We start from the raw sequence: 19518 nt of genomic DNA, 5'->3' as shown, positions 1-19518 counted from the left end.
AGGTTAAAGTAAATGAAAAAGTTTATCTTTATGCCAGCACTGGCTGCAGCATTATTTATGTCAGCATGCAGCAGTGGAGAGAATGACGAAGAACCGGAAATATCATCAGATAATGAAGAAGTGGAAGTTGTTGAAATTGACGAAGTCGATGAAGAAGCAGGCGAAGCAGCAGAAACAGACAACTACCAAATCGGCGAGGCAGTTGAGCTTAACGGCATTACAGTGACTATAAACGATGCCTACTTAACAGATGAACGCAATGACACCAGTATTATCGACGTCAGCGGCGTACTCGTGCTGGATGTTACCTACGAAAATGGTAGTGATGAAGTATTTCCTGCAGGACGCGATATAACATTGGAAGCAGGCGGTGAACACGTAAGAAGCTATGACATGGACAGCGCCCTGCCTGCTGATCTTGCTCCAGGAGAAAGTATCACCGGTCACATGGCCTACGGATTAGTCAAGGCGCCTGAAGATGTGGTTGCTGTATTCGAGCCTCTGATGAACGATTCAGGTGAGAATGCGATATTTGATGTAGAGATAGAGTAAATTAGTTTTGACTCTGGTGGCGTGCTCTCACGTATTCTGTGCCGCCGTGGAGATATATCACCTCTCAAGCCCCCTATATCCGGCAGCAACAAAAAGAAGAGCCCTCACGGACTCTTCTTTTTGTTCTATTATAATTATTCTACTACTTCTACTGATAGATCCACGTCGATATTGCCGCGTGTTGCTTTAGAGTACGGGCAGAAATCGTGTGCCTGCTCTAAATATTTTTCTGCGTCTTCCTGAGACATGTTTTTAACTTTAGCTTTAATATCTACACCAAGTTTAACGCCTTCGCCGTCTTCTTCAAGACGTACTGTCAAATCAACTTCCGGCTCTGCGTTACGAACGCCGCCTTTTTTAATCATTAAGTCGAATGCGCCATTAAAGCATGATGCATAACCTGCAGCGAATAATTGTTCAGGGTTAACACCCTCGCCACTTTGATCCGGCGGAATTACCGGTGAATCGATTGCTTTGTCGCCTGTTGTAACATGACCTTTACGGCCGCCTGTGTTTACTGCATTGATTTCATATTTAACTGCCATTATAAATGCCTCCTAATATTTTAGTATCAGTTCAATCTTACTCTCGAATTGTACTTTAATCCAAACATAGTATTTAATCACAAAAATAAAGCCGTAATTCATACAGCTCCATTTTTGTAAATATTATTTTTTAAATTTGTCAGAAAAGTTATCGATAGATTCGTTAGCTTTATCGGTACCTTTTTCTACGTATTCTTTCGCTTTACCAGCAGCTTTTTCCTGCATGCCTTCTTTTTCCATCTTCTCGTTTCCTACTGCGTTACCTATTGTCTCTTTAGCATTACCTTTTAACTGTTCGAACTTGCTATCTTTTTCTGCCATTTAAAACACTCCTTAATTAAATAAATAGTATTTTTTGTACAGTTAGTATATTCCCACTCAGATGCAGCTTAAACATAAATTTAAATTAATTCGAGCCGATATGCTGCCAGTACATATAATACGTTAAAATCATCAGCACAATATAGACAGGCAGAAGCATCATACTCATCCTCATCAGTTCCCGGCTTTCAAACGGACGGTCTTCACTTTCGTAAAATATCAGCAGCGCTTTTGAGCTGACCGGCAGCGTCACACAGAAATTAATTCCTAGCAGCGCGATAAATACCGCTGCCTGTGTATTTAAATTAAATGATTCTGCCAGTATTATAAATACCGGTATTAAAACTACTGCCCGTGTCGTATGGCTCGTAATCAGAATATGCGATAACACACTGATTAATATAATGATTAAGAGAATCGTCAGTTCCGACGTGACATTCAATCCGCTGAATAAAGTCATTAATATATATTGAAAATAATCCGTTACTCCGTAATCAACCAGCAGCTTACCCAGTGCTGCTGCACCCGCAACGAAGAATATTAAACTCCATGACACGCTTGAGAGCCCTTCTTTCCAGCTGATTAACTTAAAGTGAGGCAGCATCATTATTAAGCTCATTAGTATTGTGACAAATGCGATATCGAGTCCATGAACCGGTTCACCGAGCCAGAGCAGGATTGTAATCCCGACCAAAATCAGTGCAGATTTCTCTCTTTCAGTAAAAGGTCTTTTCTCTTGTTCAGATTTAACTTCGAAGTCATAGCCAAAATCTTTAAAGTACATCATTTTTAATATAAATAGAGTTATCAGTCCGACGATCAGCCCAAAAGGCATCGCGTATATTAAAAACTCGACATATGATATTGATTCGCCGGTCTGCGTACTTAGAATTCCAATACCAATAATATGACTCCCTGCACCAAGCAGTGTCGTATTCGCCCCCATCAGAATCAGAACCGGTATTCCTATCCCGAAAAATTTCTTATGATGATGAAATCTGCCGCTTAAAATATTGTAGACAGGCAGCATTGCGGATGCTCTGCCCGACGTAGATGGCACAGCGACTGACAGTATCTGAATCAATAAAAACGTAAAGAATGTCACGCGCCCTTTCGTATAACAGTGTCGCTCTATCCATTGCGTCAATCGGCTGAGCAGCCCGCTTTTGACCAATACTTCCGCAATTATAAATGCTCCAATCATCAGCCATACAATATCGACATTAAATGATTCAAAGATAATTTCTTCCGGCAGCCCAAAGAGAACCCCGGCACATAACGACAGCCATGCAACGAGTCCTGCAGGCAGACTGGAAAATATAAACATGCCTAGCGCAAATATAAATATGATAAAACTTAAGGAACCGAGGTAATCCAATTCCTTTAACAGACCGATCAGCACAGCAATCAGTATAAATACGATACCCAGCACTTTATATTTAAGTGTCATTTAACGGACTGCTCCGGGGATTCTTCAATATTCCGGGCTAGCTGTGTACCAATCATAATTTGACGTATCGTATTCTCTGTGCATTTTTCAAGCCATTTCGCTGCGTCTGTCATGGACTTTTCAAGTGTTGCCGGTTTTGGAATAATACTCGCATACGCATCGATGCCGCTTTCATAGTTCAGACTCGCTTTTTTACCGATTGTTCCGGCAAACGCAATAACAGGTTTATCATATTGTTTTGCGATGCGCGCCACTTCAGACGGTATTTTATCGTTTGGCGTCTGATAATCGATACATCCTTCAGCGGTAATTACGATATCCGCGGTCTGAATCGCATCAGATATCTCTATATACTTGCGTATAATATCAAAGCGCGGATGAAGCTCCGCACCGATAAATCCCGCAAGCCCAGCACCGAGACCGCCTGATGCACCGCCTCCGTTTACATATGATAAATCAGTGCCGGTCAGCTGTTTAAGCAGTTTCGCTAAATGGTCGAAGTTGTTCGATAAGAGCTGCACATCTTCTTTTGACGCTCCTTTTTGAGGACCGAAAACTTTCGCCACACCACTTTCACTGCAGAGTACATTTTTCCAGTTTACTGCAACATCTATACTTACATTCTGGATGTGCGGATCAATTTCAGACATATCAATATGGTGAATATTACCGATATCCACACCACCTGTAATATTTAACAGTTCATTATTTTTATCGTAAAACTTAACACCGATAGCTTGCGCCATCCCGCTACCGCCGTCCGAAGTACCTGAATCGCCGCAGCCGATTAAAATTCTCTCGGCGTTATTGTTCAGCGCTTCAATAATCGTTTCACCGATACCGTATGTCGTCGTATATAAAGGATTTCTCTGATCATACGGCACGTGGCGGAGTCCTGCAATCGCAGCCATTTCTATTACTGCAGTTTTCACACCGTTTCATAGAAAATACCGAAGAAAGAATTTATTTTCTTACCGACCGGTCCTGTCACTGCCGTATTAACAATTTCCCCTTTTTTTAACTTAACAATTGTTTCAACAAAACCCTCCCCGCCGTCAGCCATCGGAATCACAATAACATCGTGTTCTCTGCTGACACGGTTAATTCCCTTTTCAATTGCAAACCCTACCTCTTCTGAACTTAAAGATTCTTTAAACCCCGATGGGATAACTACCATCTTCATAATATATCTCCCTTTCTTTGATGTGTTAACACATAAATTACACAGGAAAAGTTATGAATCGGTAGACGAATGATTAAAGGTTAATTAAATGACTCGAATAAAATATTAATAAAACAAAAAAAGACCCAATCCCTTTAAGGATTGAGTCTTAGTATGGAGACGGCGGGAGTTGAACCCGCGTCCAGAGACCTCGCAACATTTCTTTCTACGTGTGTAGTCCATTATTGAGTTTCACATGGATGATGGTAATGAACGAACCTCATTCCATGCTAGTCCGATTAATCTCTTCTCTCAATCTTCCGACCGCAGATTAAAGAGCGTATCCTATTTCAATTGGATCATCGTCACGGGCCATAGGAAAGCTCATGGGATGATGCAGAGCGCTCTTAGGCAGCTACTGCGAAATTGTTTTGTTTGCCAGTTATTATAACTGAGTATCGTTGATGACGAAGCCGAAACCTCCGACACGCTTAAAATGCCCGAATAGCCCCTGTCGAATCCGGAACGTCCCCGGATTAATTAAATACCGACGTATTTCGTCGAGCACTTAATATTATAACACGATAAAAACCCATTGACAAATTAACGGAACTGCTCTTTCATTGCACGGTCAATTTCGCGTTTCATTTGTTTCTTCTTCAGATCTTCGCGTTTATCGTATTTTTTCTTACCAGTTGCAACTCCTAACAGCACTTTGCACATGCCGTTCTTTATATACAGTTTCAGCGGAATAATCGCATTACCCGGGGCATCAAGATGCCCTCTGAGTTTATTAATTTCCTTACGGTGCAGGAGCAGCTTGCGTGTGCGCAAGGGTTCGTGATTAAAACGGTTGCCCTCTTCGTACGGTGCAATGTGCATGTTGTAGGCATACATTTCATTCTGATAAACACGCGCATACGAGTCTTTTAAGTTCGCTGAGCCCCGTCGTATTGATTTAATTTCTGTACCGCTCAGCACAATGCCCGCTTCAATCGTGTCATCGATCGAGTAATCATGACTCGCTTTGCGGTTTTGTGCCAGCGGCTTAGTCTTCTGGTTGTGTTTACTCATAAGCCTCTACTTCTTTCCGTTCCCTTTTTTCGCCACAGATTTATAGAAAGGTTTTTTCTTGCCGCCTTTACTAAAGCTCCCTTTCTTTTCACGTGAGCGTGTTTTTTCTTTTTTGTTATCTCTGGCATCACCTTTAATGGTAACAGGTGCGCTTCTTCTTTCCGGACGTTTTCTGTCAGGCATGCCGACAACTTTAAAGTCTATTAAGCGTTCTTCAAGGTTTACACCAAGCACTTCTATTTCAACTTTATCGCCGATACGGAACTGAGTACCTGTACGCTCCCCAATCATTGCCATGGCACGTTCATTGAAATTGTAATGATCATCAGTCATATGGCTGACGTGAACAAGTCCTTCAATTGTATTAGGCAGTTCAACGAACATACCGAAGTTCATTACTCCGGCTACGACACCTTCGAAAGTCTCGCCAACATGTTTCAGCATGAATTCCGCTTTCTTCAGATCATCAGTGTCGCGCTCAGCATCCTGGGCGCGGCGCTCTCTTTCTGAAGTATGCTTGGCAATCTCAGGCAGTTCGCTCTTATTGCGTCGGATTGTCTTCGCATCTGTTTTCCCGTTAAATAGATATTCACGTATTAAACGGTGAACAATTAAGTCGGGATAACGGCGAATCGGTGACGTAAAGTGAGTGTAAAACTCAGTCGACAGTCCGAAGTGACCGAGAGACTCCGGTGAATATTTCGCCTGCTGCATCGAGCGCAGCATCAGCATTGAAATAACCATTTCTTCCGGACGGCCTTTAACTTCTTCAATAATTTCCTGCAGTGCATGAGGATGAATCTGATTGCCTTTACCTTTAACTACAACACCAAAACCTGTCAGGAAATCAAAGAACTTGTTCAGTTTCTCTTCTTTTGGCTCTTCGTGAATACGGTACATAAACGGTACATCCATCCAATGGAAGTGCTCTGCGACCGCTTCGTTTGCTGCAAGCATAAATTCTTCAATCATTTTCTCGCCCGTACCACGATTTCTTAAGACGATATCTTCAGGTGTGCCGTCTTCGCCGACAACTACAGCTGCTTCATCGAAATCAAAATCGATAGCGCCTCGGCCTTCGCGTTTAGCGCGCAATGCTGCTGCAAGTGCTTCAGCTTCCAAGAGCGGCTCATACACTTCTTTAAACTCATTAATAACGCTCTCGTCTTTATCTGTCAGCATCAGATTCACATCACCGTAAGTCATACGGTAATCTGAATTAATTACACTCTCAAAAATTTCGTGATCCACCGCTTTACCGCCCGGTGTAAATTCCATACGGCAGCTCAGTGTCAGACGGTCGACATGCGGATTTAACGAACAGATTCCATTTGATAAACGGTGCGGAATCATCGGAATTACGCGGTCAACTAAATAAACACTCGTGCCGCGGTGATACGCTTCTTCATCCATGGCCGAATTCTTCGTAATATAATGACTCACGTCGGCAATACTGACAGTCAGTTCGAAGTTGCCGTTATCCAATTTCTTCACACTGACAGCATCATCAAGGTCTTTCGCATCTGCGCCGTCAATCGTAATCGTAAAGTCGTCTCTTAAATCGACTCTGCCTTTAGTATCATCCTGATTAATCTCGTCAGGTATTGCTTCAGCCTGTTCCAGGACTTCATCAGGGAAATCAATGTCGATGCCGTGCTGGTATATAATCGATAAAATATCTACTCCCGGATCATTTTTATGGCCGAGAATTTGAACGACGTGGCCTTCCGGATTGCCTTGGTCGGGATTATCCGGGAACTTCGTAATTTCAACGAGCACTTTGTGGCCGTCAATTGCACCGAGATTATTATTTCTCGGAATAAACACATCGGTTTTAAATGTCTTCGAGTCAGGCACAACGAAACCATAGTTAACATTTGCACTGTACTCTCCGACGAATTTCGTTACTCCGCGCTCAAGAATGCTTACCACGTGGCCTTCTGTTTTATCGCCGCGTGTACTCTTCTCGACTTCAACCAGTACCGTATCACCGTCAAATGCACCATTTACTGCTGTCGGCGGAATAAAAATATCCTCTATTTCTTCTTCCTCAGGACGTAAAAATCCAAAGCCGCGTTTGTGCATTGATAAAGTACCCTTCACTTTGTTTGAGTCAGGTGATTTCATATATTTGTCTTTCTTCGTTCGGACTAATTTACCGGACTCTTCAAGAGAGACTAAAGTTTTCACCATATCTTTGAATTCATCCGAGTCATCCGCTCCAAAAGATTCTTTAAACTCATCAATTGTCATCGGTTTGTAGTCATCGCTATTTACAATGGCTAGTATTTCTTCTTTAAAGTCTCTCATTGTAATCCTCCATATCTATTGTTATTACTGTAATTCGTGCTGCTCAATAAAATTGTATATATCTTCAAATAATTCTTCCTTGCTTTCATCTATAGTCAGTACGTGACCGCCTTTATCGTACCATTTAATTTCTTTTTCTTCAGTCCCTGTCCTGTTAAAAATAACATTTGCACTGTCTCGGTCAATTACTTTATCATGCGTTGCCTGGGCCACAAACAGCGGGACATTAACATCATCTAAATTCCCTCTTACCATATTAATAAACGTGCTGATATCATCAAAAGTCCCTGTCATCTTAAGATTTTCAGTCTCTTTTTTTATTTGCTCAGGCGTTTTGTTTTCAAACATCTTCAAATACTTTTCTGCATACCCGATAAACTGCGCGTACAACTTCGAAGATTCCTTCATATACATTGGACTGCAAATCGTACTGAGCCCCGTAACATCGCGCTCCAACGTGAGGCGCAGCGCCATTACACCACCGATTGATACACCGGCTACAAAAATATTACTGTAGCCCTCATCTCTTAGAAAATCGTACGCTTCAACCACCTGTTTATACCAGACGAACGGAGAAGATTCTGTAATCTTCTTCGGATGTTCCGCGTGGCCTTCGTAGTTTATCGAATAAGAAGTCATTCCCTTTTTCTGAAGATACCGGCCGAGCTGTCTCACATCAGACGTGTTGCCCGTAAAACCGTGCAGCAGAAGAACTGCATTATCGCCGCTCGGCTCTTTAAAGTAAAATTTCTCAGGTAATTTAATATTCATGAGGTCACCTCAAAATAGTGTTACTTTTATTGTACGCTAAATTTCTGTGATACTAAAGAATCATCGTTCCAATCATAAAAAAAGAGCCTGAATCCTGTATTAATCGGATTCGGGCTCACCCTTTATCGTATTAACCTAAGTATGTCAGTAACAGCATAATCATAAAGAATAGAATTGATAAAATTACAGTTGCTCTATGTAGAACAAGATCCATTCCGCGCGCTTTTTGCTTACCGAACATTTGCTCAGCACCACCGCCGATTGCTCCTGACAGGCCGGCACTTTTTCCGGATTGTAGTAACACTACAGCGATAAGCGATATACACACGATGATTAACAGAACGATGAGTAGTGTCTGCATGAAGATACCCCTCCGATTTATATTAACAGTATAAATAGTACCAAAAATTTACTGTATGTGCAATGTAAACAGCAGTTTTGTAATGTAGTTGTTACATTAGGGGCAGTGAGTGATTTTGCAAGAACTGTCTATTTTACAATTCATTTTTTGAATTTTTGTCATTTGGAGATAATTCACTTATATTCTATGTTAATACTATGCGTATAATTCCATTAAAATTTAAACAATTGCAGATTTTATCAAGGCGGACAATTCTCGGTGAGACCGAAGAAAAAGAAAGGGATAAATTGCATCGCGGCTACGCTGGAGAGCTCGGTTTCGATAAACTTCTCGAAGAGCTTGTGCAGGAACTCGATGTATACCATTTAAAAGATTACCGCTTTAAAATTGATCCTGGTGCGACGACGATGAAGGTGGCCAGCGGTTTGAGCGAAGTTCAGATTGATAACGTGCTTGTCGCCGGTGATCGTATTTATACATTCGAAGTGAAAAACTTCGGTTTTGATTTAGTCTACGGTGCGAAGTCCTGGCACTTCACCGGCGGCCGGGAATACAAAGACTTAAGCATGCAGGTCAACCGCCAGCGGACTTCGCTCGACTTTCTGCTTCGGTCCGGCGGATTTAACTACGACATCACCTCGCACCTAGTTTTTGTAAATCCGCGGCAAACTATTTACAATATGCCAAATTTAGAAAATCTGCTGGTGCCGAGCAATACACACCGGCGGCTAGGCGGTATTTGTGTATCCAATCGTTATGACCAAAGTGCTCTCTCAAGCTATCTGGACAGCCGCCGTTTGAAGAAATCCATGTACGACTTGCCGGCGAACGTTTGCTTTGAGGAGCTCCTCCCGGCGTCTTTTGTTATCAGTGCGATTCGGTCGCGGAGCTGGAGCGGGTTAATTCATATAAATATTGCTGTCGTTCATGTACTAAAACATTTAGTACTTTCGAAATAGTTCTGGTACTCATTGATGAATTGAAAACTTTAAATGAATCATGGGAAGTGTCAGCCGCCAAGATTTCTAAGTTAAGTGGAGGTGTTGTCAGCAGCTCCACAGTACGCAAGTATAAACGCGAAGGTAAAATATTATTCTAATAAATACTCAACTTACAAAAATTGCGTTTTTGAGTGGAATTTTTATTTTCATCTATCGTCTGCACCCTTTCACATATTTTATGAGCAAGGTCATCACTTTTTGATCCATCTTGCTCATTGACGCACCAATTATGAGCAAGGTCATCACTTTTTGATCCATCTTGCTTATTTACACACCAATTATGAGCAAGGTCATCACTTTTTGACCCACCTTGCTCATTTACGCACCAATTATGAGCAAGGTCATCACTTTTTGACCCACCTTGCTCATTGACGCACCAATTATGAGCAAGGTCATCACTTTTTGATCCATCTTGCTCATTTCCACGCCAATTATGAGCAAGCTCATCACTTTTTGATCCATCTTGCTCATTTACACACCAATTATGAGCAAGCTCATCACTTTTTGACCCACCTTGCTCATCTCTGCTCTCACTATCCTATCCACCACAAAACAAAAACCCCTCTCACGAGGGGTTTTCCACTTATATCACTTATTTATTCAAGTTATAAAATGATGCCAGGCCTTTGTATGTGCCCGTTTCGTATAATTCGTCTTCGATGCGGAGCAGCTGGTTGTATTTTGCTACGCGGTCTGTGCGTGATGGTGCACCTGTTTTGATTTGACCGGCGTTTGTTGCGACAGCTATGTCAGCGATTGTCGTATCTTCTGTTTCACCTGAGCGGTGTGAGATGACTGCTGTGTAACCTGCGCGCTGTGCGACTTCGATTGCTTCGAATGTTTCCGTCAGCGTACCGATTTGGTTTACTTTAACTAAAATTGAGTTTGCAACGCCCTGTTCAATTCCCTGAACTAACTTCTCAGTGTTTGTAACGAACAGGTCGTCTCCGACAAGCTGGACTTTATCGCCAATTTTGTCAGTCAGTAACTTCGTGCCTGCCCAGTCGTTTTCGTCTAACCCGTCTTCGATTGAAATGATTGGATACTTATTAACAAGTTCACCGTACCAGTTAACAAGTTCTTCTGACGAGTAAGTTTTACCCTCACCTTTAAGCTCGTAGTTGCCCGTTTCTTTGTTAAAGAATTCGCTTGAAGCTGCGTCCATCGCAAGAACGATATCAGAACCGAGCTCGTAACCTGCAGCAGCAACTGCTTCGCCGATTACTTCTAAAGCTTCTTCGTTCGATTTCAGGTTTGGAGCGAATCCGCCTTCGTCACCGACTGCAGTGCTGTAGCCTTTAGTTGATAAAACTTTCGCAAGGTGATGGAAAATTTCCGTGCCCATGCGGAGTGCTTCTTTAAAGGTAGATGCGCCGACAGGCATAATCATAAATTCCTGAATGTCGATACTGTTGTCAGCGTGCTCGCCGCCGTTAATAATATTCATCATCGGTACAGGAAGCTGCACCGCATTAAATCCGCCTAAGTATTTATATAAAGGCTGGCCGAGAACATCTGCTGCTGCTTTCGCTACGGCAATTGATACACCTAATATAGCGTTAGCGCCTAATTTTTCTTTATTTTTCGTCCCGTCTAACTGAATAAGCATTTTATCGATTGAAACCTGTTCTAAGACAGTGAATTCCCCATCGATTAATTCAGGTGCAATAATTGAGTTAACATTTTCTACTGCCTGCTCTACACCTTTGCCTAAGAAGCGTGATGAATCACCATCACGAAGTTCTACCGCTTCATGTTCCCCTGTTGAAGCGCCTGAAGGAACGAGTGCCCGGCCAAAAGCGCCGCTTTCTGTTAACACTTCAACCTCGATTGTCGGGTTTCCTCTAGAGTCTAAAACTTCACGTGCATATACGTCTGTAATTAATGGCATGTCATCCTACTCCTTTATTAGTTAAGTTCGAATTTATTATAACGTATTTTTAATTAAAAGGCTCTTACCTGTCATATCTTCAGGCTGATTAATCGTCATTATATCAAGCATCGTCGGTGCTAAGTCTGATAAACGTCCGCCTTCACGCAGCATAACAGACTTGTCCGTAACAATCACCGGCACCGGATTAACCGTATGTGCCGTCATCGGCTCGCCTGCCATCGTCACCACTTCGTCCGCGTTGCCGTGATCGGCTGTAATAATCGCAGTGCCATCCTGGGCGATAATTTTATCGACTACTTTACCGAGACATTCGTCTACCGCTTCAAGCGCTTTGACCGTCGGTTCAAGCATACCGCTGTGGCCGACCATGTCCGGATTCGCAAAGTTTAAAATCACCATGTCGAGGTTCCCCTCATCCAATGCACCAAGCAGCTGGTCCGTCACTTCATAAATGCTCATTTCCGGCTGCAGATTATATGTCGCCACTTTAGGTGAATTGACTAAAATACGCGATTCGCCGTCAAATTCATCATGACCCCCACCGTTCATAAAGTACGTCACATGCGGGTATTTTTCAGTTTCCGCAATGCGGAGCTGAGTTTTCCCGGCATCAGATACGACTTCACCCAGCGTATTAACCAAGTCCATTTTATCAAATACTACATCCGCCAAAACGGCTTCGCTGTATTTTGTAAATGTAACGAATTTTAAATTATCGATTGTCCCGCCGCAGTCGAAACCATCAAATGCCGAAGCCGTAAATGCTTCCGACAATTGCGCTGCACGGTCCGGTCTGAAGTTAATAAAAATAACTGCATCATTATTACCGACAGTCCCCAGTTCATTAACGATAAACGGCTCAACGAATTCATCGAACACCTCATCGTGGTAACTTGCCTCAATACCCGCAGCAGCAGTAGGGAAAACCGTTCCTTTTCCGTGAACCAGTGCATCGTATGCAAGCTGTTCGCGGTCCCAGCGTTTGTCGCGATCCATTGCGTAGTAGCGGCCGCTCACTGTTGCAAAGCTGCCGACACCAATGTCCTCAAACTGTCGCTCCGTCTCTTCTATGTAGGTCAGGGCCGACGCTTTACTCACGTCGCGCCCGTCTAAAAATCCGTGTACATGCACATCATTAAGGCCATTAATTTTGGCCATTTTCAGCACTTCAAACAGATGACTGTAATGAGAATGCACACCCCCGTCGCTCAAAAGTCCCATAATGTGCAGTTTGCTATTATTTGTCTTCGCATGTTTAAGCGCGCTTAACAGCACTTCATTCTGATGAAACTCGCCATCTTCAATCGCCTTATTGATGCGCGTTAAACTCTGATACACAACGCGTCCTGCACCAATATTTAAATGACCGACTTCGGAGTTGCCCATCTGCCCTTCAGGCAGACCGACATCGAGACCGCAAGCACTTAACCTGCCATACGGGTATTCATCCTTATATCTTTTAAAGTTCGGCATCTCTGCATGCGCAATTGCATTGCCGAACTTTTCATCACGTTCGGCAAAACCGTCCAGAATAATTAAGGCAGCAGGCTTTTTCATTGCGCTGCTCCTGAGATTAACGCCGTATAATCTTCAGTCTTCAATGAAGCGCCGCCGACTAACGCACCGTCTACATCGCTCTTAGACATCAAGTCTTCAATCGTTGCAGGTTTAACAGAACCGCCGTATAAAATACGTACATGCTCTGCAGTTTCCGCGTTATAAAGTTTTTCAATTTCACTTCTGATCAAACGGCACATCTTGTTAGCATCGTCGCTCGTTGCACTTTTCCCTGTGCCAATCGCCCAAATCGGTTCATAAGCGATAACAAGTTCGTCTGCCGCTTCAGCTTTAATACCTTCAAGAGCCGCTTTAATCTGGCGTGCAACTTTCACTTCATGCTCGCCGCTTTCGCGCTCTTTTTCTGTCTCACCGACACAAATAATCGGCACCATGCCTGCCTCAATCACAGCATGCACTTTCTTATTAACGTCGCTGTCAGACTCTCCAAAAAGTTCTCTTCTTTCAGAATGCCCCGCAATAACGTAATCGATGCCTAAATTCTGAAGCATCAAAGCTGAGATTTCTCCCGTGAATGCGCCATTTTGTTCGTAGTAGACATTCTGTGCTCCGATTTTAACATTCGTTTCTTTAAATTTTTCAACAAGTACAGGCAGGTCGATAAAAGGCGCACAAATTACCGCCTCTACGCCTTCCTTCAGATTAAGTTTTAACAGTTCTTCAGCAAAATCCGATGCTTCTGATACTGTCATATTCATTTTCCAGTTTCCTGCAATAAATGGTGTACGCATATGACTTACTCCTCCTCAGCGTTATCGATTGCCTTCAGACCCGGCAATTCCTTACCTTCTAAGTATTCTAACGATGCACCGCCGCCTGTTGAAATGTGGCTGAATTGATCAGCAAATCCAAGGACTTGCGCTGCGTTTGCAGAATCTCCGCCGCCGATAATTGTAACCGCATCTTCAAGTTCTGCGATTGCCTGACAGACACCGACTGTACCTTGTGCAAAGTTTGACATCTCAAAAACGCCCATCGGTCCGTTCCAGACGACTGTTTTCGCTCCTTTAAGCGCCTCTTCATATAACTTAACTGTTTCTGTACCAATATCGAGGGCCATCATATCATCCGGAATGTTATCCACCGAAACGTTGCTGTGTTCTGCCTCATTTGAAAATTCTGCAGCGACAACAACGTCAACAGGCAGTATTAATTTACCATCGGCTTTTTCGAGCAGCTCCTCGGCAATTTTAATATTGTCTTCCTCCACTAATGACGTGCCAATTGAATGCCCCTGCGCTTTTAAGAAAGTGTTAGCCATGCCACCGCCGATTAAAATCTTATCCGCTTTATTAATCAGGTTGTCGATGACGTTAATTTTGTCGGATACTTTTGCTCCGCCTAAAATTGCTGCGAATGGTGTTTTAGGATTATCGACAGCTCCGCCGATAAACTCAATTTCTTTCTGCATTAAAAACCCGGATACAGTAGGCAGGTGCTCACTGATCCCGACATTTGACGCATGTTCGCGGTGCGCTGTACCAAACGCATCATTAACAAACAGATCGCCGAGCGATGCCCAGTACTTGCCAAGCACAGCATCATTTCTACTTTCTTTCGAGTTGTGCAGATCTTCGTAACGCGTATTTTGCACCATCAGGACCTCACCATTTTTAAGCTCCCCGATACCTTCTTCAAGATCTTTGCCTCGTGTTTTATCACTGAACAGAACTTCTTTACCCATAATCTCGCTTAAACGCTCAGCAACCGGCGCTAATGAATATTCACGCTTGTCCTCTTTAGTTTCAATACGCCCCAGGTGTGAAAATAAGATTACTTTTCCACCTTTTGCTAAAACGTAGGAAATTGTTTTTACAGCAGCTTTAATACGTGTATCATCTGTAATTTTTCCGTTCTTCATCGGTACGTTAAAATCTGCCCGTATTAATACCTTTTTGCCTTTTAATTCAACATCTTCAAGAGTCTTCTTCATGAATGCGCCTCCAAATTTATATTCACTTTAATTATACATATCTCGCCTGCTTATTAAAACATTAAAAATATTTTAAGTACATTCTATTAAAAAAGCAGCAGACTATTTCGGTCCGCCGCTCTTCTTAAATCTATTATTTATAATTGCCTTTTACGTAATCGTATATAGTTACAAAGTCGAGAACGCCTTCTTGAATCACATTGCCGCCGTCACTTAGAACGGGAATGCGGACCATGTATTCTTCTTGCAGTTCATCGTCGTTATCGATATTCACTTCTGTCAGTTTCACTACGTTATCTCTCAGTTCAGACAATGCCAGTCTGATCTGCAGTTTTCCTTCATTACACAAGTGGCAGTTGTCGCGAGTGTAATAAGTAAGATTCAGCATTAGTTAAACCTCTTTCTTCCGCATATTTTTAACTTTACGTTTCAATGTCTGAAATAATGAATCTATCATCTCGGTTGAAATAATTCCCATTGCAATTGCCAGCGACACGAGGGCTACTTGAAATCCGTAGGCAAGTGCCATGTCGTAATTCTCAAGCACCACACTCCGCATAGCATTGTAGGCCAGACCGCCAGGTACAAGAGGAATAATGCCGCATGTAATAAAAATAATAATCGGCGCTCTCAGTTTACGGGAGCTCATTATCGATAGTGCAGTCAGTACAATCGCACCTAAAAACGAAGCGATGACCGCCTGTATATCGTTCTCGGTCGCGATAAAGTACATCAGCCAGCCGAAAGCACCGCTCATTCCGCCGGCGAGTATCGTTCTTCTCGGTGCATTAAACAGTATGCCGAATCCTGCAGAGGCGAAGAAACTAAGTATAAATTGAACTGCATATAACATTGTTCCCCTCCTAGACCGCCATGAATACGAGGCCGACTCCGGCACCGATTGCAATCGCTGTAAGCGAGGCCTCAGCGCCTTTCATCGTTCCTGCCATCAGATGACCGCGAATCATTTCACGTATTGCATTTGTAATAAGCACACCGGGAACGAGTGGCATCACTGCCGCAATAATAATAGTTTCCAGTGCTGCTCCCGGACCGAATTCCACATATAATACAGATATTACAGCGATAAAGAACGCCGCAAAGAACTCGTTAAAAAACTTTATTTTAGTATAGCGCTGAATGCTTTCTGTAATCAGCACACCCGCCATACCTCCGGCAGCTGCGACCGGAATATCGACCGGCGCACCGTTAAACAGAAGCAGAAACATAATGGCAACCATCCCACCGGTAAATACGACCAGCCAGAATGGAAACATTTCAGTTTCGTGAATGTTTTCTATAGTCTTAATTGCATCCTTTATCGGCAAACCTTTGGAAATGCTTCTTGATAAGTCGTTAATATTCACGACTTTTTGTAAATTATTTGCACGTTCATCGATTCTTATAGTTTGAGACAGGGCGTAATCATTCATCGACAGAATAATTACCGTTGTCGTTACAAAAACCTGAACATTATCGATACCATAGTTACCGGCCATACGGACCATCGTATCTTCGATACGATACGTTTCCGCACCGCTTTCAAGTAAAATTTTCCCGCTGTTTAAACAGACAAAGAACACTTTTCGGACAAAGGCTTCGTCTAAACTATCATCGGGTTTATCGACTGTTTCAAGTTCTTCGAATGACAACTCGCCCACCTCTTTTTTAGCACCCCCGAGAAGAATTGAACTCCCATCTTAAGAACCGGAATCTTACGTGTTATCCATTACACCACGGGGGTAGAATAATATAAATTAAGCACATTTCATTATAGCAAGGAAGCTGTGAGTAATAAAGACTAATTATTGACGAAATGCGTAATTAAATAATATGATAAAGTGATTCACAGCAGAAGTTCTTTCTTTTGACCTTATTTGACTAATGTGTTATAAATATAATATCAATTAAATTAGTTCACAAAAACAGGAGGCAATATTATGAATTTAATACCTACAGTTATTGAACAGACAAATCGTGGCGAGCGTGCTTACGATATTTATTCAAGACTATTAAAAGATAGAATCATTATGATCGGGAGTGCAATCGATGATAACGTTGCAAACTCGGTAGTCAGCCAGCTGTTATTCTTACAAGCTCAGGACTCTGAAAAAGATATTTATCTTTATATTAACTCACCAGGCGGCAGTGTGACTGCAGGCATGGCGATCTATGATACAATCCAGCACATTAAACCGGATGTACAGACAATCAGCCTTGGACTTGCAGCTTCAATGGGTTCATTCCTGTTAACTGCAGGCGCTAAAGGAAAACGTTACGCGCTTCCTAATGCTGAAATTATGATTCACCAGCCGCTTGGCGGCGCTCAGGGTCAGGCAACTGAAATTGAGATCGCAGCAAAACACATTTTAAAAACCCGCGAGAAATTAAATCAGATTTTAGCTGACCGCACAGGCCAGCCGCTTGAAAAAATCGAAAAAGATACTGACCGCGATAACTTCATGACTGCTGAACAAGCTAAAGAATACGGTTTGATCGACCATGTTATGGAACCGGAAAAATAAGATGATTATTTTAGAGTTTAAGTCACATACGTGACTTAAACTCTTTTTTCAATTAAAATAAAAGTAATCTTATATACTGGGAGGTCAAACATTTGAACATTCTCATCACAGGCGGCACAGGTTTTATCGGTTCCAAATTAACACACGCATTCCGAAAAGACCGCCATCACGTTTATATTTTAACCCGTCAGGAACAGACGTCAGAGCACCCATATATACATTATATTAAATACGATGATAATAACTTTAACAATTTGGACTGGACTAAAGACCTACCGGATGATTTTGATCTTGTGTACAATTTGGCAGGCGCATCTTTGAATAACAAATGGACAGAAGAATATAAAGAATTAATTCTGTCGAGTAGACTGAATATGACCAATATGCTTTGCAAGTGGCTGGAAAAATCCGGTATTAAACCGCTCGCATTCATAAACGCGAGTGCGGTCGGCTATTATCCGACAAGTGAAATCGTGGAATATGATGAATTCGACAAACTATCTTCGACAAACTTTTTATCGGATGTAGTTAACCAGTGGGAAGCGGCGGCAGCAAAATTAGAAATGCTCGGCATTCGCGTCGTTTACTCCCGCTTCGGTTTAGTTCTTGATAAAGACAACGGTGCTCTGCCGACGATGGCGAAGCTGTATAAAGCAAATATCGGCGGCGACATCGGGACGGGCAAGCAGTGGTACTCGTGGGTGCATATCGACGATGTCATTAACGCCCTCTTGTTTATCGGTGTGAATCAGGAAGTCAGCGGCCCGGTGAATGTCACGGCTCCTGTACAGGTCAGACAGCATGAATTTTCAAAAGTGCTGAGCGCTGTCCTTGGCAAGCCGAACTTCTTTAAAACACCCGCCTTCTTAATCGATAAAGTACTCGGAGAACGTGCCCTGCTCGTTACTGAAGGACAGAAAGTTCATCCGCGCGTGCTGTTAAACAGCGATTTTAAATATCTGTATCCAACATTAGAGCAGGCGATTGAAGACATTTACAGTTAATAAAACACTTAGAAGAATATACAAATAAAAATCGCACTTGAATTCCTTCGAAGGGAAGCAAGTGCGATTTTTTATTTAGTAAGCTATTTTAAAGTACGAGTTCGTCCCCGCTTCGCAGTTTATCTGCGATTTCATCGAGTTTTCTCAGACGGTGATTGATACCTGATTTTGATATCGCGCCAGTTGACACAGCTTCGCCGATTTCTTTTAAGGTCATATCCTGATGTTCAACGCGGATACGCGCGACTTCTCTTAAGCGCTCCGGCAGTTCATCGATACCAATTTCTGCATCGATAAATTTAATGTTCTCCACCTGGCGCATCGAAGCGTTAATTGTTTTGTTTAAGTTAGCTGTCTCACAGTTAACGAGACGGTTAACCGAGTTGCGCATATCTCTAACGATACGTATATCTTCAAATTTTAATAGTGCCTGATAACCGCCGATAAGACTTAAAAATTCTGCAATTTTCTCTGCCTCTTTTAAATAAATAATATAGCCGCGTTTACGGTCTATATATTTAGCATTCAATTCGTAGCTGTTCATCAGATCTGTAATTGCCTGTGCATGTTCTTCATACAGCGAGCCAATCTCTAAATGATATGCCGATGTTTCCGGGTTATTGACAGAACCTCCGGCAAGAAATGCACCTCTTAAGTAGCTTCTTCTGCAGCATTCCTTGTTTTTAATTTCATCGGTAATTGTATTCGTCAGTATACCGCCTGAAAAAATATCCAAATCTGCGAGCACATCTTTAGATTCTTTTTTAATGCGGCAAATATAGACGTTGTTCTTTTTCAGCTTCATCTTTTTTCTTACAAGCAAATCAATTTCTATTCTGTATACATTTTTAATCAGCGTGAAAATACGGCGTGCAATCGCAGCATTTTCAGTCTGTACGTTAATAACCCATTGCCCATCAAAGTAACTGACCGCGCCGTTCATTTTTATTAATGCGGACAGTTCGCTCTTCATGCAGCACTCGTCCACTTCAATTCTCGTTAGTTCATTTTTCATTTCGGAAGCAAATGACATGCTA

The 19518-nt window shown here is 42.4% G+C and carries 22 protein-coding genes, 1 tRNA gene and 1 other RNA gene; 4 read left to right on the top strand and 20 right to left on the bottom strand.

Annotated elements, in window-relative coordinates; genetic code table 11:
• The first annotated feature begins 12 nt into the window (after window positions 1-12).
• Window positions 13-552 carry a hypothetical protein gene (locus H625_RS0110925; protein ID WP_026859941.1) on the top strand — a complete coding sequence of 180 codons (540 nt, stop codon included), beginning with the start codon at window positions 13-15 and terminating at the stop codon, window positions 550-552.
• 134 nt (window positions 553-686) lie between these two features.
• Here the strand turns inward: H625_RS0110925 and H625_RS0110920 are convergent, their stop codons facing one another.
• The 10 genes from H625_RS0110920 to secG all read right to left on the bottom strand — a co-directional run bounded on the left by H625_RS0110920 (window position 687) and on the right by secG (window position 8546).
• Entirely contained in the window at window positions 687-1097 is a 411-nt protein-coding gene (locus H625_RS0110920; protein WP_026859940.1) for an Ohr family peroxiredoxin, read from the bottom strand.
• A gap of 123 nt (window positions 1098-1220) precedes the next feature.
• The gene (locus H625_RS0110915) at window positions 1221-1418 is read right to left on the bottom strand and encodes a CsbD family protein (RefSeq protein ID WP_026859939.1); all 198 of its coding nucleotides are present in this window, start codon (window positions 1416-1418) and stop codon (window positions 1221-1223) included.
• Between the two features lie 85 nt (window positions 1419-1503).
• Window positions 1504-2868, bottom strand: coding sequence for an SLC13 family permease (locus tag H625_RS0110910; RefSeq protein WP_026859938.1), 1365 nt, complete (start codon window positions 2866-2868; stop codon window positions 1504-1506).
• Entirely contained in the window at window positions 2865-3779 is a 915-nt protein-coding gene (locus H625_RS13070) for a glycerate kinase family protein (protein WP_425402158.1), read from the bottom strand. Before H625_RS13070 ends, H625_RS0110910 begins: the two co-directional genes overlap by 4 nt.
• 17 nt (window positions 3780-3796) lie before the next feature.
• On the bottom strand, window positions 3797-4051 hold the full coding sequence (locus tag H625_RS14045) for a glycerate kinase (protein WP_425402157.1): 255 nt from the start codon (window positions 4049-4051) through the stop codon (window positions 3797-3799).
• A 151-nt stretch (window positions 4052-4202) separates the two neighbouring features.
• Window positions 4203-4563: a transfer-messenger RNA gene (gene ssrA / locus H625_RS13505) on the bottom strand.
• Window positions 4564-4633: 70 nt separating this feature from the next.
• Entirely contained in the window at window positions 4634-5104 is a 471-nt protein-coding gene (gene smpB, locus H625_RS0110900; RefSeq protein WP_026859937.1) for an SsrA-binding protein SmpB, read from the bottom strand.
• 6 nt (window positions 5105-5110) lie between these two features.
• A complete protein-coding gene (gene rnr / locus H625_RS0110895) occupies window positions 5111-7414 on the bottom strand; it encodes a ribonuclease R (RefSeq protein ID WP_026859936.1) in 2304 nt (767 codons plus the stop codon).
• Between the two features lie 24 nt (window positions 7415-7438).
• A complete protein-coding gene (locus tag H625_RS0110890; protein WP_026859935.1) occupies window positions 7439-8185 on the bottom strand; it encodes an alpha/beta hydrolase in 747 nt (248 codons plus the stop codon).
• 130 nt (window positions 8186-8315) lie between these two features.
• Window positions 8316-8546, bottom strand: coding sequence for a preprotein translocase subunit SecG (secG, locus tag H625_RS0110885; protein ID WP_026859934.1), 231 nt, complete (start codon window positions 8544-8546; stop codon window positions 8316-8318).
• 197 nt (window positions 8547-8743) lie between these two features.
• Between secG and H625_RS0110880 the strand changes: the two genes are divergently transcribed.
• Complete coding sequence (locus tag H625_RS0110880) at window positions 8744-9505, top strand: nuclease-related domain-containing protein (protein WP_026859933.1); 762 nt, start codon at window positions 8744-8746, stop codon at window positions 9503-9505.
• A gap of 360 nt (window positions 9506-9865) precedes the next feature.
• Here the strand turns inward: H625_RS0110880 and H625_RS13680 are convergent, their stop codons facing one another.
• The 9 genes from H625_RS13680 to H625_RS0110835 form a co-directional block, all read right to left on the bottom strand.
• Window positions 9866-10018 (bottom strand): hypothetical protein, encoded by a 153-nt coding sequence (locus tag H625_RS13680; protein WP_169516145.1) that lies wholly within the window; start codon window positions 10016-10018, stop codon window positions 9866-9868.
• Window positions 10019-10139: 121 nt separating this feature from the next.
• Window positions 10140-11438, bottom strand: coding sequence for a phosphopyruvate hydratase (gene eno, locus H625_RS0110870; protein WP_026859932.1), 1299 nt, complete (start codon window positions 11436-11438; stop codon window positions 10140-10142).
• 36 nt (window positions 11439-11474) lie between these two features.
• Window positions 11475-12998 (bottom strand): 2,3-bisphosphoglycerate-independent phosphoglycerate mutase, encoded by a 1524-nt coding sequence (gene gpmI / locus H625_RS0110865; protein WP_026859931.1) that lies wholly within the window; start codon window positions 12996-12998, stop codon window positions 11475-11477.
• Window positions 12995-13750 (bottom strand): triose-phosphate isomerase, encoded by a 756-nt coding sequence (gene tpiA / locus H625_RS0110860; protein WP_026859930.1) that lies wholly within the window; start codon window positions 13748-13750, stop codon window positions 12995-12997. Before tpiA ends, gpmI begins: the two co-directional genes overlap by 4 nt.
• Before the next feature lie 5 nt (window positions 13751-13755).
• Window positions 13756-14952, bottom strand: a complete 1197-nt coding sequence (locus tag H625_RS0110855) for a phosphoglycerate kinase (RefSeq protein ID WP_026859929.1) — start codon at window positions 14950-14952, stop codon at window positions 13756-13758.
• Window positions 14953-15085: 133 nt separating this feature from the next.
• On the bottom strand, window positions 15086-15340 hold the full coding sequence (locus H625_RS0110850) for a glutaredoxin family protein (protein WP_026859928.1): 255 nt from the start codon (window positions 15338-15340) through the stop codon (window positions 15086-15088).
• A 3-nt stretch (window positions 15341-15343) separates the two neighbouring features.
• Window positions 15344-15805 (bottom strand): threonine/serine exporter family protein, encoded by a 462-nt coding sequence (locus tag H625_RS0110845; protein ID WP_026859927.1) that lies wholly within the window; start codon window positions 15803-15805, stop codon window positions 15344-15346.
• 10 nt (window positions 15806-15815) lie between these two features.
• Complete coding sequence (locus tag H625_RS13065; RefSeq protein WP_169516144.1) at window positions 15816-16613, bottom strand: threonine/serine exporter family protein; 798 nt, start codon at window positions 16611-16613, stop codon at window positions 15816-15818.
• An 11-nt stretch (window positions 16614-16624) separates the two neighbouring features.
• Window positions 16625-16696: transfer RNA gene (locus H625_RS0110835), tRNA-Arg, on the bottom strand.
• A 196-nt stretch (window positions 16697-16892) separates the two neighbouring features.
• On the opposite strand from H625_RS0110835, the gene clpP reads away from it, so the two are divergent.
• Complete coding sequence (clpP, locus tag H625_RS0110830) at window positions 16893-17477, top strand: ATP-dependent Clp endopeptidase proteolytic subunit ClpP (RefSeq protein ID WP_026859926.1); 585 nt, start codon at window positions 16893-16895, stop codon at window positions 17475-17477.
• Between the two features lie 92 nt (window positions 17478-17569).
• Complete coding sequence (locus H625_RS0110825; RefSeq protein ID WP_026859925.1) at window positions 17570-18481, top strand: TIGR01777 family oxidoreductase; 912 nt, start codon at window positions 17570-17572, stop codon at window positions 18479-18481.
• 88 nt (window positions 18482-18569) lie between these two features.
• Here H625_RS0110825 and whiA read toward each other — a convergent pair whose 3' ends face one another.
• Entirely contained in the window at window positions 18570-19514 is a 945-nt protein-coding gene (whiA, locus tag H625_RS0110820) for a DNA-binding protein WhiA (protein WP_026859924.1), read from the bottom strand.
• Window positions 19515-19518: the final 4 nt, after the last annotated feature.

This window comes from Jeotgalicoccus psychrophilus DSM 19085 (genome assembly GCF_000425845.1).
In the GTDB taxonomy this organism is placed as follows: domain Bacteria; phylum Bacillota; class Bacilli; order Staphylococcales; family Salinicoccaceae; genus Jeotgalicoccus; species Jeotgalicoccus psychrophilus.
The sequence above is the reverse complement of the archived record's forward strand: the minus strand, read 5'-3'. Positions and strand labels throughout refer to the sequence as shown.